Genomic DNA, 17,065 nt, shown 5'->3' with positions numbered 1-17,065 from the left:
ATAATGGAAAAAGTATGGACGAAGTGCCTGAAGGAGACTTCCGATGAGCAGTCAAATCAACATTATTATTCTCATAACTATTTGTTTTTGAAGGTTTCAAATTCAAATATAGTTATTTAAAGAAGTAGAATAGGGAAAAAGTGAATTAAAGCGTACGAAATTACCCATCGTCAATTTTTTGCTGAATTAACTATTTTTAGAAGTGCGGGCGTAAATGAAAGAAGGATCCAGTTTCAACCAAACGAGGCTAATACATTTTCAATGCAGTGAAATTACAGAAAGAAAACGTAATTGAAAAGTAGTCGCGACCAAATATTGCAAATAGTACAACATTGTCTCTACTATTTTGTAATTGTTCTACAGAAAAATTGAATTACTATATAATCTTTTTACTTTTCTTACGAAGAGAATTTCCGATTGGGTTTACCTACTTCGTTATAACTTGGCACAAATTATAAAATTTAAGCCTTGATATATTTTCATTTTTAAAATATTTTTACCTTATGTTTGCTTGTCGTCAATTTTCATTACAGCGGTTTTTTCCAAAATTTATTGCCCGCAGAATAAATCTGAAGATTCTCCATCTTTTTAACATAAGATTTTTCGAACATTGATAATTTGATTTCTATCACATCGATAGATTTGGCCTTTCTATTTCCCTGTGAATCATAAGACACTTCCTCTTCTTTATTTTCTCTTTTAGACAAAAAATAATAAAATAACTTCCCTTCCCAATAAGAAACGTTTGGGTCGTCCATATCAACGGTTATCTTTTTGGAATTTTTGCTAATGTATTCTTTAATTTTATTAAAATCAGCGGCATTTTTTGAGGTTTTACCAACAGTAAGATACATTAAGTTACCTTTTTTGTCTTCCACCATATCCATTTTGGGGAATGGTACTGTATTTAAGATGGCTATCGTGTCCTTTTCAGCATTGTATGCGACAGTATTGTAACTGTAGCCGAATATTTCAGTCGGTTTTTTATTTTTTACCATCCAGTCACTGGCTGACTCCAGGTACAGATCTGTAGGAAATCTTCCATCCGTTTTAAAGTACGCCAAAGTATCTTTTACAAAAAAAGGATTATCTAAAAGCTCAAGAGCCTTTTCTTTACTGACGCTTTTAGGTTCTGTCACAATAATTTCATTGGTCTTTTTCACTTTGTTTTTGTAAAATGTTGAGACATCAAAATCGTTCGATATTTCTGCTAAATCAACCATTTTCTTTTCCTGAGAATTGCAGGAGGTAATGATCAACGATATTAAAAGAAGTAAGAGTTTAACTTTATTTCTCATAATGATATAAATTTGACAGTTATTTCTTCTCAAGACTATATTTGCTGATGTCATTAATTCTTAAATAATTCGTTCACTACTTCTTCTAGCTTTTTCTGTAGCAGACCTGCTTCAGTCAATTTAATTTTTCTATTGATTCTCATATCATTTCTAAGTTTCAGATAAAAATCCAACTCATTTTTTGTAGTTTTAGGTTTAATCTGATGAAAATTAGACAAAATCCAATAGTTGCCACTGCATTTATCATTATACAATTCCAAAAAGATAAAATCATCCTTTTTATCGCCAGTGATATCTTTAATAACGAATGCAGGAATAGTCAAATCGCAACCTTTTACCGTTGATACAGACCAAAATTCTGAAATCTTTTGATTTGTTTCGGGAGAGATAAAAAAATAGGTAAATGATGATGTATCTTTCTCCTTAGTATCAAGAGCACAGATAGCCAATACAACCGGATTATTATCTATTTTAGTGATGTATGCTTTTTTTAAGGTTAGTGGAATTTCCTCACCGCTATTGCTATTATTTGTTTTTGAAGGAATGGTCTGCTTTGCATACTCAAAAGTTTCCTTTCTCCAATCAGGTAAAGTACTTTTATTTGTCTTGCTTACCTGTGAGTTTATACTGATAAACATCAGCAAGGTTATAAAAAGTAGCAGTTTTTTGTTTTGCGTCATTTTTCTTTTGTATAAAATTCTACATTTTATTATATAAGTGCTTACATTTTTAAGAGCTGTTGCTTTAAGGTATTTAGCAAATAATTTTTCGATTTCATTAATTCCGTGCACGAAACGAGCAGTATTGGAAAAATAACTAATAGAAAAAATTCTTTTTCATAGTGTAAATTAATTTTCGGAATTTCAGAGTTGGAATATTTTTAATTTAAAAGTGATTGTCTGCAGTTACTAAATAATTTCATTTACTAAAAATCCGCAGTATAAATCCCATTATAAAGTTTTACCTCCGACTACGATGTAAATATAGATTACTTAAAAACAGTATAATTGTAAAAATGGAAAGTCTAAAGATAAAGCCAGATATTTTCTTTATCTACATCAACTTTTTTTGAAGAAATCACTTGGTTTCTCATTTGTTAATTCTCTAAAATTCTTGATGAAATGAGACTGGTCGAAATATAAGTTGTCGTTAGACAAATCGGTAAGGTTTGCACTGATTTTTTGCTTAAGCAGAGCATTCCTGAACCGTTGAACTTTTCTGTACTCGGATGGTGTTTTTCCGACGTTTTTTGAGAATATCTTGTTGATATGCTGTCTTGTGAAATTAAATTTTTCGGCAATGTATTCAAGTCTCAGACCTGAATCAATATCTGATAATATCCGCTCAATGACGGTAAGATCTTTCTGTATAAATTTTGATATTAAATAATCCTCCAAAAGTTTGCTCTGTCTGTCTCTGCAAGTATTGCTGAAAATCAATTCCATTTTTTCTTCAAGATCAGGATAGGGCGTAAAATCTGAAATCTGTGCTTCTTCGAATATTTTTGGACTGCGAATAAAATGATTTATTTTGATTGGATTAAAATAAATAGTTATCTCATTGACCAGTTTCTCGTAAATAATTTCAATAGGTTTTGAATATTTGGAGAATAGGCTGGAAACAATCTTATTTTCTTTGGAAGGTCTAATGATATAGCGGTTTTTTGAAAATGCTTCTTCTGCATTTTGGTATATGGAGAGGATACAATAGTTATTAGGAAAAGTCAGATAACTTATAGGTTTGGAACTGCTATCCTCTGAAACAAAATAATATCCTGCAATATGTTCTTTCAGAACATTGTTTTTAGGTTTATAAAAGTCAACTTTCATCCGTCACGTTTACCTTTTAAAAATTATTGAAACTATCTAGAACGGAGTGTAGTATATCATTCCGTTTTAGCAAGCATACAATATAAAGCAAGTGCTCTGCCAATTTTACGGCTAATGTAATCAGTTTATATTTATCCGCTTCCCATTTTTAAATTTATTATTTTTTTGGTCTTCTGGTGGTCAGATACATTACGTTGATGAAACCCACATAAACTCTTAAATTAACGTGAACTTGAAGTAGTGACCGTGCTACAAGACTATAAGCTGGATGCCGGGATTTCCTTTTGCCAAAATAACGTTCAGCAGTCTTCTATGGAGAATGGTCATATTAACTTCTTTAAAGAGTAAGTATTATTATAAATTCCTGATTACCTTTCTGCTTTTTATTTTACGTAAAGTATTTAAAACCAAATAAATATTATCTAATTCACATTAAAATACAGCTGAGGTGTATGATGTTCTGGGATAAAAAACGGTACACGATAGGGTATTTTGGGAATAATTTTCATAAGTGGCATTTTAGTATAGAAAATGAGGTAAATTAGCATAGCTGCAATTATTGAAAATATAGTTGTAATTGTCTAAAGAATAAAATCAATAAAGCGATTTAAAAGTTTAATGAGAAAAAGAAATTACATAATCATAGGAATTTTGGCACTTATGGCTTTGTTGGCAATAGGATTTATCATCATACTTGATGGCTTGAGAAGCATGGGGAATCCAAATGGATACAGAGCACCTGATTACCCGTATTTTATTACGACAGAGCCTACGACAGTTAAGAATATAGCATTTCCTAAAGGAACAAAACTAACATATGAGGAACAGTTTTTAAAAGAAGGGAGACAGGAAAGAATAATGAATGAAGGAAAGCTAATGAATATAGAATTGCCAAAAGGAAAAACGATCCTTTGGGGTGGGATACCTGTATATATGATCAGAAAATTTTTCAATCCTGAGATGAAAGGATATTCGGTCTATGCAGATTTTAGCAAACTGAATGATGATCAAAAAACAAAATTTTCAGACATGTGGCAAAGCTGTGAAGGGGAGTTGGGCGTTTTGGTCAAAAACCCGGATGACTGGAGCTTTAATACAAAAAATATCGCCGATATCTCAGATTGCAGCGTGACCTATCAGCGTTTTTTCAAGGAAGATGTACAGCAGCAAAGGTTTCTGGACAGCTTGTTAGTTGAAATTAAAAAATTTGGTATGACTAAATAAAAAAGATACGCAAACCTTGTTTTATTACTACCTCAGGCAACTATAAAAATCATCTAATGAAAAAAACACAGTTTCTCTGTTTTTTATTTTTAATCCTTGCTGCTTGTAAAAACGAAGGAAATAAAGACCGAAATTACAGAAAAGAAAAGCACGAAAACAAACCGTTTCATAACAAGAAGAAATCTGGAACAACTTCGAAAAGTATTGTAAAAGAAAGTATACTGCTTGATGAAAACCAACGAAACAGGATTGAAATTCTAGATGCGGATCTGCTGCTTTTTAATGGTAAGGTTAAAAGATTTTTTTCTTTAAAAGATTTTAAGAAAAACTTTGGAAAAGCAGACAGTACCAAACTGATGAATCACACAGAACGATGCCCCTATGTTTTTCAAAATATTGATCCTGCTAAAAATTTGGAGGACAAATTTTTGTACAATCAAAAAAACGCTGTAAACATTTATGTTTACAGCGTTTTAGCTTATTTTGGTTTCTAACCTGGCGGAGAGTGAGGGATTCGAACCCCCCGGACCTGTTACAGTCAACAGTTTTCAAGACTGCCGCAATCGACCACTCTGCCAACTCTCCAGAAACTCCGATTTTATCGTCGTTTTTCAGTGGTGCAAATATAAAAAAAATTTTAATATTGGCAAAAACATTTTAAATAGTTTGCTTTTTGATATTTTAAAAAAATGAAAAATACAAACCCTCAAATTAACTGAAGGTATGTATTACTCCTAATTTTCAGGAATTACAATTTGAGAAATTATTAATTTATAGTGTTGCAGATGGCATTTTATATTTAAGTCTGTTCTGAAATAAAGGGAAGTTTCAAAAAAGACTTTCATAATAATGAATCCCGTCAAGCAGATTTTCTCTGAAGTTTTTCCATTTTTTTATCTGACCGGCAGTAATGTTTCCTGTAAAATTTATAATGTCATTCTTAATATGATCAACATACATTTTCAATTCATTAATAAACATATTGGGTCTTGTTTTATGGGAAATAACATTTGTTTTTCCATAAATATGCCTTACCATTTCAGATAACGATATTTCCTTGTCAAAATAAGCCAGATTTGGTCCCGGACAAATCACAACACCTTGCTTTTCGCCTTTTATTTCAATTGCGTTTTCCATATAGGCGGCATTCACCAAACCTACACATAGACAGGCTTTTTCAGTTATACTCTCTTTTTTTCTATTATACATTTCAGGTGTTATTTGCAGCCTTTCAGATTCCAGTTCGTGGAGCTTTATATCCTGGTATTTTTTTGAGGCTGTACAAATTCCTTCCGGTGAATATTCTTTGCTTAAGGCCAGTAATTTTTTTGGACAAGAGCTTCCATAACGGCTTTTTCGCTGTTTTTCATGTCTGATAATCTCATTGGAAGATCCTTTTACGGTATTAAAAGGCACACCAAGCGGTGAAAGATTACTTATATAAAAGTCTTTTTCCTTTGCCTTTGTAAGGAGCTGTCTTGTTTCCTGATCCATGGATGTCGCTTCAGGCACCAGTAGAAAAGGTGACCCCCACCCGATACTGTCAACATGATAAGTGTTTAAAAGAAACTCATGTTCTTCGGCAGTGCCTACTCCACCCTGCACTGTGATTTTCATCTCCAAAGGGGTTTCAACCATAAATTTACCTTTTTGTTCGAGAATTTTATTCATCATGCTATGTGCAGATTCTACAAGCTCATGTTTTTTCTGTTTAAATTCTTCAAGAATTGGCCCAAGCAAAAGGCCTTCTGTCGCAAAGGCATGGCCACCGCAGTTCAATCCGGATTCTATTCTGTATTCTGAAACCCAAAGTCCTTTTTTAGCTAAAAAATTTCCCTGAACCATCGCCGAACGAAAATCACTTACTTTCAGAATAATCTTCTTTTTAATATTTCCGTTTTCATCAGGATAGAAATCATCAAATTCTTCAATATAACTGTATAAACGTGGATTCATTCCCGCAGAAAGAACCATTGACGAGGAAAGCCTGCTTTTCGCAAATCCGCGTAGTGAGGCATGAGCATCATTGTATATTACAGGCAGCTGATGATGATTTTTAAAATTATCCTTATCCACTTTTGTCATGATATTGACGTCAATACTTCCCGGAGAAAGATGTTTTTCAATAAAGTTTTTTATTGATGAAGTAATTCCGTCCTTTTGATTCAGGAGATTCTGTAAACCGGTCGTCAGTTCCGATGTGTTGGGAAGCATTTCCAAAAAATTCATCAGTGCCGTTTTATTTTTTGAGATTTCTTCTTTAAAGGCTTCAAACTTTTCGTTGACGATATCATCCATCATATCAAGATAAGCGGTAATCCTTTTGGCACGGTAATCTTCAACCCTGTTAGAAATACTTGCGTAATTAAGGTTGAATTTAGCATTGTAAAAATTTTTCATTTTCTCTATAATCTCATCATCAATTATAGAAACTACGGATGAAATACCGTATTGCGCTACACGGACAGGGCTGTCTATAGTGTACGCCAATCCCATTACAGGAATATGGAAATTGTGTAAAGGCTTTTTGATCATTTTTAATATTGATTAAAATAATTGTTATGCCTAAATTCCCATCAATCATTCACTGGTGCAAAAATACCAGTTTAATATTAATTATGCATACAATAACAGGTTAATTTAACAGATTATTTTCAACATTAAATTATTCAGGATTTTTGATAAAAAAATCCGGATAAATCTAATGTCTATCCGAATTAATTTTTATTTGTTATAAACTTTAAAGTTTTACTCTTTACTTGCTGAAGATTTGATTTTAAGAAACATAAAGGCAAGCCCGAGACCAAGCCCGGCCATCATTGCTAATCTTGTTTTTTTGGAAGGCACCGGCAAAATTGTTTCACCGTAAATTCTGTGGGGTTCGGAAGACGGCTCTAAAACATTTCCTGAATCAGAAGGTGCATTTTTCAGTTTCATCATGAGTCTCATGCCAGCAGAAGCAGTATTGATAATCGGTTTTGGGAATAATCCATATAAACCTGTCAGAATTCTTGAAGTAAGGTCGGGGAAAAGTTCTTTTTTTAGGATTTTTTGCCAGTTCGACAAATTTTGCGGCTGTATCTCTGGGATCTGCAGCAAATGGCGGAATTTTGAAATCAAGACCTGAAAACTTTGCGGAATGCATATTCCCGGTAGAACGTTGAATTTGAGGATAAAGATTGCAGATATGCACATTGGCAAAATCCGAAATTTCGCCATGCAGACACTCCATCATCCCACGGATTCCGAACTTTGTAGAAGAATACACAGCGCTGTAAGGCGCAGGCATAAAACCTCCGATTGAAATATTATTAATGAGTATGCCTTCATTTTGTCTTTTAAAAATTGGCAATACCGTATAGGCACCATGCATATATCCGAAAAGATTGGTTTTAATAACCTGCTCATTTACATCCATCGGGATCTCTTCAAATTTCCCGCTGGCCATCACTCCCGCATTGTTGATCCATATATCTATTCTTCCGTTGAATTGTAATGCCTTATTGGCGAGGTTCTGCACATCAGAGGCCACCGAAACGTCCGTAGGGACCGCCAGTGCGGCAACTCCCAGATCTCTGCACAAAGTGACAGTTTCGTCCAGCGCTTCTTTTCCTCTTGCCGCTACAACAATATTGCAGCCTTCCAGTGCGAAAGCTTCTGCTGCAGCTCTGCCTACTCCACTGCTTCCTCCGGTGATGACGACTGTTTTTCCTTTCAGGCTTTGTTGGATTTCATTATTGGATTTCATTTTGTGATTTGTTTTGGTTAATTACCTAAAAAGAACCTATTATTATGCCATAAGCGAATTTATACGACTAAATAAAAAACCCCGAAGATTATTCAGGATTCTTATTTTTATTCATCAAAAATTACTCTTCCGTTAAATGGTTCGCTCCAACTTATAAAAATACTGTCGTCGTGTCTTCGGATTTCAGCCTGAAGTGTTTCATATTCGGCGTCTTCGTTTTCTCTTTCAACAATAAGATCAGAGCCTGTACCGACATTCCCTTTGCGGAATTCAATCTGATATTGTTTCGAGGATTCATCTTTTACAAAATCCTCTTTTCTAAAATTTCTGTGTGCCATGATTTCTATTTTAGTTAGTACAGAATAAACCGTGCCAAGAATCTGAATTGTTATTTTTTCTTAAAATATCTTAATTACTATTAAAAATATTCTACCAGGAAATCAATGGCATAATATTTTAATACTAATTATTACTCATGTTTAATTTGAGTTTTCATGGTTATTAGTTTTTATCCTCAGTTTTCTGAGGATTTTTTGTTTTTATGAATCATTTTGTTATTAATATCATAAAATGAATGCTTTTATCACTCATCCAAACATATCAATCGTACAAAATTTAAAAGAAACAATAAAAAAAAGAGCAACCGAAGGCTGCTCTGTATTAGATCTATTTGTATTAATTAAATTGAATATGCTCCTTTATTTTGAAATACATTAATTCCTTCGATTTTATCTTTCTGAATATTATAAATCATTTCAACCGTAAAATGTGAAATTTCATAGAGAACATATCTCAGCGTATTAACCGTTCTTTCATTCATGATCCGTCCTTCATTCATCACTAAACTGAATTGATCCTGATTAGGCATATTTTTAAAATCGTAATAAGAAATATTCATAGCTGATGTTTTTAATACTTTGGTTATCAATAGACAATTTCTTTGCCAAATTATATTAAGACATATTATTTTTACTATTTTATGGTATTAATAAATAATTATTTCTATTTATATAATATCTTGCTTAAATTTCACGGATTAATCTAAATGTAAGATTGATTCTCGGCTTCATCATCCGGGATGATTTTGCAATCCGATGTTCCCAATGCATCTGTAGATCACCTTTCATGATTAATAATGAACCATGATTTAAAGCCAGGCTGTATTTCTTCTGGTGATCATCAACTTTTCTAAAGTCGAAATTTCTTACGTGTCCTAAACTTACAGAAGCAATTACAGGACGGTTTCCCAGTTCACTTTCCTTATCCCGATGCCACGCCACCGAATCATTTCCGTCGCGATACAAATTGAGCAGGACAGAATTGAATATATAACCCGAGCATGTTTCAATCTTTTCTTTTAAAGTAAATAATTCCGGTGACCATTCATTAACAGTAAAATCATTATTTCCAAGATGATACATTTTGTTGCTGTCGCCATACCAGGCCGTTAAACGCGGAGTCAGTACCGTTTTGTCGTACATTTTCTGTGTATTCTGCTTCCATGGTGTTGTAAGCATCAGATTTTCCTGAAGCTCCGTTGCTTCTTTTCCTGTTAAAAAATGATCTGTATACTCCAGAAGTTCTTCCGGAAATTCATAATATTCATCTGAACCAAATAAACTTAACTGGCTCATTTTATTTTTCTTTTAAATCTTTAGTAATCTGCTTTTCAGCATTTTTCGCCCGTTGTTCCTGCGCTTCTTTTTCTTTACGCTGCTGCCTTTTTGTTTTCTTTTCGGCTCTTCGCTCTTCACGGATTACTTTATTAAGCTTCCTGTTGTAAGCTGCATCCAGAATGCCCTGACCATTCTTACTGAAAATTTTAATCTTCGGCTTTTCGTGTGTTCCGGTTACGACAATAGGAAATCCGATGAGACCGCCGGGAAGAATTCCAATTCTGACCCTGAGATCGAGCAATCCATTGAAACTTGTTGTTCCGCTGATGCTTGGCCTTAAAATGGAAACCCTGAAGGTAAATTTGTCCACATGAATAAGATTATTCTTAATATGGGTTTCAATATTAACCCCTTTCATATCGGGATTATTGAATGCTTTAGCACCGATATTATCTCCCACTGCAGAAAGCATTTTTAAATTTTTAACTTCAACATCACGAAGATTAACAATACCACCACCTTCAAGCGATGGATAAATAGGCTTCATATTTTTATCAAAGTCTCCTTTTAATTTATAATCAATGGAAACAATTCCTTTGACATTTTTGGCTGCAGTAGCCATTTCCCTCACCATATCAATTTCTTTGTAAGCCCGCTGAACATCAAAATCCAGCACCTTGAGCGCAATATCATAGTTAGCTGTAAGCGGAGATTCGTTCTGATATCGTGCATCAATATTCATTTTACTTCCGATAATGTCAAACGACGTATTTTTAAGATAAACCTCACCTTTACCCACAGAAGCCTGGCCTTTAAGATGGTTTAAGCCTAATCCTTTAAACTCTACTTTCTTGACATTGGTTTGGAGAGAAACATCCAGATTTTTTGGGATGATCACTACTCCACTGCTTTTTGGATTTTCTACTTTGGCATATTCAACGTCAATGGATTTTTTTGAATTATCTCCATTTTTTAAAGCCATGAATTCATCAATAAGAATATAATTGGAATTCAAATTAAATTTTCCGTGGAGCGTTCCTTTTCTTTCAATAAAATAATTAATTGTATTTAAAAGATAGCCATTTAATGCAAAATCAGATTTTCCGTAGGTAGCAAGAAATTTAGTAAACCACATTTTTTCATTTTCAAAACGGAAATTTCCTTCCTTAATAAAGAATGATTTGGGTAAAAATTCTGTGGTCGCCTTTATATTTTTTAAAATTAAAGTTCCTTTATTATCCAGCTTGCTATACTGGCCTGTTGTTGCATAACTTTGTCTTCCATTTAAAGATAAATCTGCCATGATCAGTCCGCTGACATCAAAACCTTTTCTGGCAAAAACACGGTAAATCCTACCGACATTCAGAACGCCTTTTGCCCGAACTTTATACAGAACATCCTCAAAATTCTGAAGGTCTGCATTTACGAACACAGGATTACCTTCAAAATCAAACCTGAAAGGATTTAGTTTTACGCCAAGACTTTTAAAAGTTCCATCTGTATTAACGATATTCGCTACAATATTGATATTCTGAATAGGATTCGGGTAATATTTTGTTTTAAGCCAGCCGTTTTTAAGATTCAGGTAACCATTTGTTTTCGGGAATAATTTTTTATCAAGACTGAAAATTCCATTCGATTTAATATTAGTATTCATTAAACCTCGGACATCGATATCTTTCAGTCCAAGCGCCTGGTCAAGGATTTGCAGATCAACAGTACCTTTTATATCAGCATTTACCTGCATTTCATTTAATCCTTTTGTTTTAACTACGGCTTTAAAGCTGTTGTTTCGGCCGAGATCAAAACCTAAGTTTTTAAGATTAATGGCAAGCTGTTCCGTATCGAGAGATGGCAGATCTATATTAAGATCCATGTTGAGATTGTTCATCGGAACCGGTGCTTTTCCATTGGAAACAAAACCGTCTTCTACCAGTAATCTTGCTTTAAGTCTTGGTTTAAGATTCTGCTGTTCACTAAACCGTCCTTTCAGATTGAAGAAAAGATCACTATTACCTTCAATTTTAGTGTCTTTTGCCCAATCGAGGTACTGTGGCGGAAGCACGGAGATCATATCACGAATAGTCGTTTTTTCGGAAGCAGCTCTGATATCCAGATTATATCCATCTTTCAGAATGCTTAAAAAACCTGTAAATTTCAGCGGCAGATCGTTGATTCTTAATTCATTTTTCCTTAAAACAAAAGTCAGTGCATTGGTATTGATCCTTGTGATCAGGTCCGCATGCACGGTTTTCTGTTTGGCATAATAAATCCTGTTGAGACTAAAATCAATTTTGTCAATATCCAGATTGGTTTCTAGATCGAAAATATCTTCGCTCAGGCCGCCTCTTCCGGTATAATTAAGACCTTTGGCATCCACCAGCACTTTTGCAGAATGATCTCTGTATTTAATATTCCAGTTTTTAAGTTTGATAAGATCAAGTTTAATAGAAGTACCTGAAGCTGTTGTATCTTTTGGTTTTTGAGAAGATTTAGAAACATAAACATTGTAGTTGGCTTCTCCTTTACTGTTGACAAACACATTTCCGTACGCATCAGTAACATAAATTTCATCGATTTTTACTTCTCTGTCAAATATGAGATTTTTAAGATTGATTCCTACAGCTACTTCCCTTGCCGCCAATAAAGTATCGTTCTGAAAAGGTTTTGAACCTTTCAGTAAAAAATCATCCACAGAAACCGTAAGCGATGGGAAATGCCTGAAAAATGTAAGATGCGTTTTCCTATAATCCAGCTTTCCTGCAAGATGCTGATTGGCAAATATTTTTACTTGCTCCGAGATCGTTCCCGGAAACAGAATGGGTATGATAAACATTAAAAAAAGAATGGATGCTATCGAAATCCCCAACCATTTTAGAACCTTTAAAATTATTCTTTTAAACCTTTCCATCAGCATGTAATTTTGAGTATAATAAATTACACTTATCTAAAATCACGCCATAGAAATTGAAATTATTTTACAGAAATACCATAAAGGTTTAATTATTACATAAAAATAGCTGAGATGGCATAATTTATTCATTAGCCAAAAAACTTAAAAATAGTAGTATGAATTTCAAAGAAGCTAAAGAACATAAAAAAAGAATCACTGAAAAATGCTGATGAATCTGTATTAAATCTTTTTCATGTGATCATCACCCCTTCCAACACGGATGAAAGTGCCAAATTTATTGAAGATTTTCTGAAATCTCCGGAAACATTTAATGATGAAAGCTGCCAAAAATATTGTTCCGACGGGAATTATGAAGTGGTAAGCTTTAAAAAAGAAACAAACGATTAATAAAAATTATTTTTTGAACGAAAGCATTTCTTCAAGTTGAAAAATAAGTCCTGCCTGCGCGGGATTTATTCTTTTTTTTGCCTCGTCGGAAGAAAACCATTCCCAACGATCTACTTCGGGAATTTCAATCTTTCTTCTGGATTTTGGCGGCCAGTCTATCGTTATTACATTGCTTTTCATGTCAGAAGTTTCAATATCTGCGTCCAAAGCCCAGGCAAAGACTTTTTTTACCACCCTTTTGAGTAATCGACTCTAATTCTATAAAATCTCCGTCAATAGTTTTACCTGTTTCTTCTTCGAATTCAGTCTTGGCACGTTCCAGCAAATTTTCACCTTCAGAAACTTCTCCTTTTGGGATAGACCATGCTCCCAGGTCTTTATTTTTCCAGAAAGGACCTCCGGGATGTACAAGAAAGTAAAAAAAATTTCCTTCTTCTCTTTTAAACAATAGAATTCCGGCACTTATCTTCATAAAATTACCAGCTACTTAATCCGTTTTCCAGCGCTTTTGCATAATTTTCTTCATCAAAAGAATATAAATCCGGAGCTTTATGCGCGCCTCCTTTTCGTCTTTCATCCAGCTTTTTCAGAATCCCGAGATTTTTGATCTTCCGGTAGAAATTCCCTCTGTTAAGTTCTTTTCCAAGAATCACTTCATACAGTTTCTGAAGCTCAGAAAGTGTAAATTTTTCAGGTAATAAATTGTATCCTATCGGCTTATGCGAAATTTTTTCCCTCAACGTCAGCAAAGCTTTTTCAATAATATGACGGTGATCCATAGCAAGTTCGATCTCCGGAAGCTCACTCAGGTAGATCCATTCACAAGTTTCACTGTATTCATCGGCTATAAGCTTAAACCGGTCCGGATTATAAAGCGCGTAATATCCTATGGTGACGAATCTCTGCTTGTGAAAGAGCGTTTCATCAAAATCTTCGAAATAAAATTCGCTCCTGTTCTTTTTTCCAAAAACACCGAATTCTTCAAGATAAACATCGGTAATCCCTGCCCTTTCTTTTAAAATTCTTACCACAGCTTCATCCAGATCTTCATCTTTGCGGATGTATCCGCCAGGTAAAAGCCATTGTTTGCGGTAATTCATTTTAAGAAGCAGAACCTTCAGCTCATTCTGATCAAATCCGAAAATCACAGGATCTGCAGAGAGATGAGGTAAGAAAAACTCTTTATGTTCATTCGACTTGTCTAAAATCTTTTGTTTAGAATCCATTTGGAAAAATTAGGGAAAATTTTATTTGAGCAAATCTAGTAAAAATTTTGAAAAAACTTAAAAAGGGTCGTATTGTCATACTTTTTGGGGAACAATTTGGTTAATTACAACCATTGTTTCAATGAGAAACATTAAAAAAAAATTTAAAAACAAATTATCAAAATACTGATTAACAAATGATTAAATATCATTATTAAATTTTATTAACATTTTTTTGGATAATTGAACAAAAGAATGTAGTATTGTATTGCTTCATACAGAAGCAATGAATTTAAACACTAATCTGAACGAAATTGCTTCGACGATTACACTTTCTTGGATTTAAAGAAATGAATCGAAAAGACAACCGTCTTTTACACTGAATCGAAAGCAGATCAGTAAAAAGCAAACGCTGCTGACCCCATTTCGAGAAACCTGATGCTGAGGAATACCGGCTGTAAAAACAATCCCGGTGCTGAAATAAAGTTTCATCCATACATTTTTTTGGATGCAGGATGAACTATGCCTTTAAACATGTACGATAACAACTATATAGAATTTAGAAAACTAAGCAATGAGAAAATCAACTCTTAAGATTTCAGCATTGGCATTGGTACTTTCCTTCACAACCGTTTTTGGACAGGAAACCGACAGTGCTTCAGTGAAAACAGCAGTAAAAGCAGTGGTTAAAAATGAAGAAGGCGTAAAAATCGTTACCACTTCTTCCAAAGAAGACAACAACAGAAATGTAATGTTGAACGCAGCAAATAATACAAGCCCGAGAGACGTGAATATCGGTTTGCCATCAACAGTTGGAGGAATTACTATTCTTGAAAACGACCTTCCGGCAGTTTATTTCTTTTGGCCTGAACTTCCAAACAAAACATGGAGACAGAGTGTAGGTCTTGAGAAAACAGGACTTCTGAAAATGGACCAATTGGCCAATACAATGGGCGACCTTGGTTTTGCAGTGAATTCTTACTCTCAAACCGGAACAAAGGATTTCAAATTGAAAGGAAAATTTACGACGAGTACTTTTGGTTGGCTGCAAGGTGACGTAAACGCTTCCGGGCCGATTTCTAAAAACGGCTGGACTTATACCGTAGGTGCTTTTGCAAACTTTGACCCGAGTACCTACAAATTAGGCTTTGCAAGAAATGCTGATGAAACAAAGATCTTCAGGGCAGGCATTACCAAATATTTCAATAATGATAAGGGAAAAATCTCGGTTTTATACAAATATGCAGATTCTTATAGCATCACCAATTATGCTGTTTTCGAATACGGTGCAGAAGGTAAAGTAACTGAGCTCGACAATTTTAAAATCGGTAGAGATTCTTACGTGGTGAGAGACGGACTGATGAAAGTCAAAGATATTCTTACCGGAGAATACTCTTGGAGGTCAATGAGTGGAAATGATAACAGGTCAAAATCACATAATATCGATATTTTCGGTAATTATCTTTTAGACAACGGCTGGAATTTTAAATTCTCAACAAGAGCGCATTTTTCTAAAGTGAAAATGTCTAATATGATTCCTTTAAGCATTTTTAACGCTGATTCTTCAGCAGGATATACTTTGGCTTCCACTGGTCAGCCTTATTCCGGACAGGTAGGAACTATTTTAGGGATGTACACACCGGAAACCCCGATTACCAGTGTTGCAGGTCGTTTTTCTTTAAATAAACAGCTCGGAAATCATAATGTGACATTCGGAGTATTAGAACAATATTATCACGTTGACAAATTCACATCCGACCGTACTTTTTTCTTCCAGACTGTTGAACCACAACCTCAGAGACTGATTGGTCCCAATACCGATGCTGACGGATTCTACAATTACAACGCAGGTGGAGAATATCACAGCGGAACGGAAAACAAACTTTCAGTCTATGGAACAGATGAATGGAAAGTTACTGACAACTTTAACTTAAGCTATGGCTTACATTTGAGAAACCACATCCTTGACGGAGAATATTCTTTGACGCCAAGAACGATTGGTTTTAACTTTACAGATCCTGCTCAGTTCGATCATATCAGTCAAAGTTTTTTCCAGATTGCAGGAAGCCTTAATGCGACGTACAACATTACCAAAAACTTCGGAGTTTTAGCCAACTTCTTATACACAGAAGAAAACAGAAGACTGGAAAGTTACTCTCAGGCTTTCGAACCGAATACCAATAAAATTAAAAGCCCGTTGGGAGCATTCGGAGTTTTCTGGAATACCAACTGGATTCAGTTGATTTCTCAGGCTACTTATCTTAAAAAGAACAACAACCTTAACAGATACAACCTTGTAAACCCAGCGAATAGCTCACAGGCTCAGACGACAACAGTGTATTACGATATTCAGACTTTAGGATGGACGACGGATTTTGTTTTAAAACCATTCAAAGGATTCAATTTACATTACTTAGTTACATTCCAGAATCCGGTGTATAAAAAATTTAATTTCAATGCTTTCGGAAAAGACTACAATTACAGTGACAACAATGTGTTAGGCGTTGCTAAAGTATTGATGGAAATCGACCCAAGCTATACCATTGACAAATGGAGATTCTGGGCGAGTTTCAGATATTTCTCAAAACAATATGCGAACCTTACGAATGCATTATACTTTGCACCAAGATGGGAAACTTTCGGCGGGGTAAGCTATACGGTTAACAAAAATATCAATGTTGGCGCGACAGTGATCAACTTCCTTAATCAAAGAGGAGCCAGCGGAACCATTAACGGTGCCGAATTGATTACCGATGCAAGTCCGTATTACGGAAAATTGTTGACGGGAACGTACATTATGCCACTGACAGGACAATTCTCAGTAAGCTTTAATTTCTAAATGTA

General features: G+C 34.5%; 17 protein-coding genes and 1 tRNA gene. 4 read left to right on the top strand and 14 right to left on the bottom strand.

What is annotated here, in order from left to right; translation table 11 throughout:
* Positions 1-527 precede the first annotated feature (527 nt).
* The 3 genes from AAHI02_RS01635 to AAHI02_RS01625 all read right to left on the bottom strand — a co-directional run bounded on the left by AAHI02_RS01635 (position 528) and on the right by AAHI02_RS01625 (position 3,127).
* Entirely contained in the window at positions 528-1,298 is a 771-nt protein-coding gene (locus AAHI02_RS01635) for a hypothetical protein (RefSeq protein WP_346985146.1), read from the bottom strand.
* Between the two features lie 53 nt (positions 1,299-1,351).
* Positions 1,352-2,089: a hypothetical protein gene (locus AAHI02_RS01630; RefSeq protein WP_346985145.1), complete on the bottom strand. Its 738-nt coding sequence runs from the start codon at positions 2,087-2,089 to the stop codon at positions 1,352-1,354.
* Positions 2,090-2,356: 267 nt separating this feature from the next.
* Positions 2,357-3,127 carry a helix-turn-helix domain-containing protein gene (locus AAHI02_RS01625; RefSeq protein ID WP_346985144.1) on the bottom strand — a complete coding sequence of 257 codons (771 nt, stop codon included), beginning with the start codon at positions 3,125-3,127 and terminating at the stop codon, positions 2,357-2,359.
* Positions 3,128-3,745: 618 nt separating this feature from the next.
* Between AAHI02_RS01625 and AAHI02_RS01620 the strand changes: the two genes are divergently transcribed.
* Together AAHI02_RS01620 and AAHI02_RS01615 are read left to right on the top strand one after the other, a co-directional pair.
* The gene (locus AAHI02_RS01620) at positions 3,746-4,351 is read left to right on the top strand and encodes a hypothetical protein (RefSeq protein WP_346985143.1); all 606 of its coding nucleotides are present in this window, start codon (positions 3,746-3,748) and stop codon (positions 4,349-4,351) included.
* A 56-nt stretch (positions 4,352-4,407) separates the two neighbouring features.
* Positions 4,408-4,845: a hypothetical protein gene (locus tag AAHI02_RS01615; RefSeq protein WP_346985142.1), complete on the top strand. Its 438-nt coding sequence runs from the start codon at positions 4,408-4,410 to the stop codon at positions 4,843-4,845.
* 2 nt (positions 4,846-4,847) lie between these two features.
* Here AAHI02_RS01615 and AAHI02_RS01610 read toward each other — a convergent pair.
* The 8 genes from AAHI02_RS01610 to AAHI02_RS01575 form a co-directional block, all read right to left on the bottom strand.
* Positions 4,848-4,936: transfer RNA gene (locus AAHI02_RS01610), tRNA-Ser, on the bottom strand.
* A gap of 243 nt (positions 4,937-5,179) precedes the next feature.
* The gene (locus AAHI02_RS01605; RefSeq protein ID WP_346985141.1) at positions 5,180-6,886 is read right to left on the bottom strand and encodes a hypothetical protein; all 1,707 of its coding nucleotides are present in this window, start codon (positions 6,884-6,886) and stop codon (positions 5,180-5,182) included.
* 213 nt (positions 6,887-7,099) lie between these two features.
* Complete coding sequence (locus AAHI02_RS01600; RefSeq protein WP_346985140.1) at positions 7,100-7,291, bottom strand: hypothetical protein; 192 nt, start codon at positions 7,289-7,291, stop codon at positions 7,100-7,102.
* Complete coding sequence (locus AAHI02_RS01595; protein ID WP_346985139.1) at positions 7,263-8,099, bottom strand: SDR family NAD(P)-dependent oxidoreductase; 837 nt, start codon at positions 8,097-8,099, stop codon at positions 7,263-7,265. The genes AAHI02_RS01600 and AAHI02_RS01595 overlap by 29 nt, the downstream gene beginning before the upstream one ends.
* A 107-nt stretch (positions 8,100-8,206) precedes the next feature.
* Complete coding sequence (locus tag AAHI02_RS01590) at positions 8,207-8,437, bottom strand: glutathione synthase (protein WP_346985138.1); 231 nt, start codon at positions 8,435-8,437, stop codon at positions 8,207-8,209.
* A gap of 341 nt (positions 8,438-8,778) precedes the next feature.
* On the bottom strand, positions 8,779-8,997 hold the full coding sequence (locus AAHI02_RS01585; protein ID WP_346985137.1) for a hypothetical protein: 219 nt from the start codon (positions 8,995-8,997) through the stop codon (positions 8,779-8,781).
* 124 nt (positions 8,998-9,121) lie between these two features.
* Positions 9,122-9,733 (bottom strand): alpha-ketoglutarate-dependent dioxygenase AlkB, encoded by a 612-nt coding sequence (locus AAHI02_RS01580; RefSeq protein WP_346985136.1) that lies wholly within the window; start codon positions 9,731-9,733, stop codon positions 9,122-9,124.
* A gap of 1 nt (position 9,734) precedes the next feature.
* Complete coding sequence (locus tag AAHI02_RS01575) at positions 9,735-12,626, bottom strand: AsmA-like C-terminal region-containing protein (RefSeq protein WP_346985135.1); 2,892 nt, start codon at positions 12,624-12,626, stop codon at positions 9,735-9,737.
* Positions 12,627-12,863: 237 nt separating this feature from the next.
* Here AAHI02_RS01575 and AAHI02_RS01570 point away from each other — a divergent pair, with 237 nt between their 5' ends.
* Positions 12,864-13,016: a hypothetical protein gene (locus AAHI02_RS01570; protein ID WP_346985134.1), complete on the top strand. Its 153-nt coding sequence runs from the start codon at positions 12,864-12,866 to the stop codon at positions 13,014-13,016.
* A 6-nt stretch (positions 13,017-13,022) separates the two neighbouring features.
* Here AAHI02_RS01570 and AAHI02_RS01565 read toward each other — a convergent pair whose 3' ends face one another.
* The 3 genes from AAHI02_RS01565 to AAHI02_RS01555 are packed head-to-tail and all read right to left on the bottom strand — an operon-like array spanning position 13,023 to position 14,242.
* On the bottom strand, positions 13,023-13,196 hold the full coding sequence (locus AAHI02_RS01565; RefSeq protein WP_346985133.1) for a hypothetical protein: 174 nt from the start codon (positions 13,194-13,196) through the stop codon (positions 13,023-13,025).
* A gap of 10 nt (positions 13,197-13,206) precedes the next feature.
* Positions 13,207-13,488 carry an NUDIX domain-containing protein gene (locus tag AAHI02_RS01560; protein ID WP_346985132.1) on the bottom strand — a complete coding sequence of 94 codons (282 nt, stop codon included), beginning with the start codon at positions 13,486-13,488 and terminating at the stop codon, positions 13,207-13,209.
* 4 nt (positions 13,489-13,492) lie between these two features.
* Positions 13,493-14,242, bottom strand: a complete 750-nt coding sequence (locus AAHI02_RS01555; RefSeq protein WP_346985131.1) for an NUDIX domain-containing protein — start codon at positions 14,240-14,242, stop codon at positions 13,493-13,495.
* A gap of 553 nt (positions 14,243-14,795) precedes the next feature.
* On the opposite strand from AAHI02_RS01555, the gene AAHI02_RS01550 reads away from it, so the two are divergent.
* Positions 14,796-17,060 (top strand): TonB-dependent receptor, encoded by a 2,265-nt coding sequence (locus AAHI02_RS01550; protein WP_346985130.1) that lies wholly within the window; start codon positions 14,796-14,798, stop codon positions 17,058-17,060.
* Positions 17,061-17,065: the final 5 nt, after the last annotated feature.

This window comes from Chryseobacterium sp. POE27 (assembly GCF_039727685.1).
In the GTDB taxonomy this organism is placed as follows: Bacteria; Bacteroidota; Bacteroidia; order Flavobacteriales; family Weeksellaceae; genus Chryseobacterium.
This window is presented reverse-complemented; position numbering and strand designations above follow the sequence as displayed.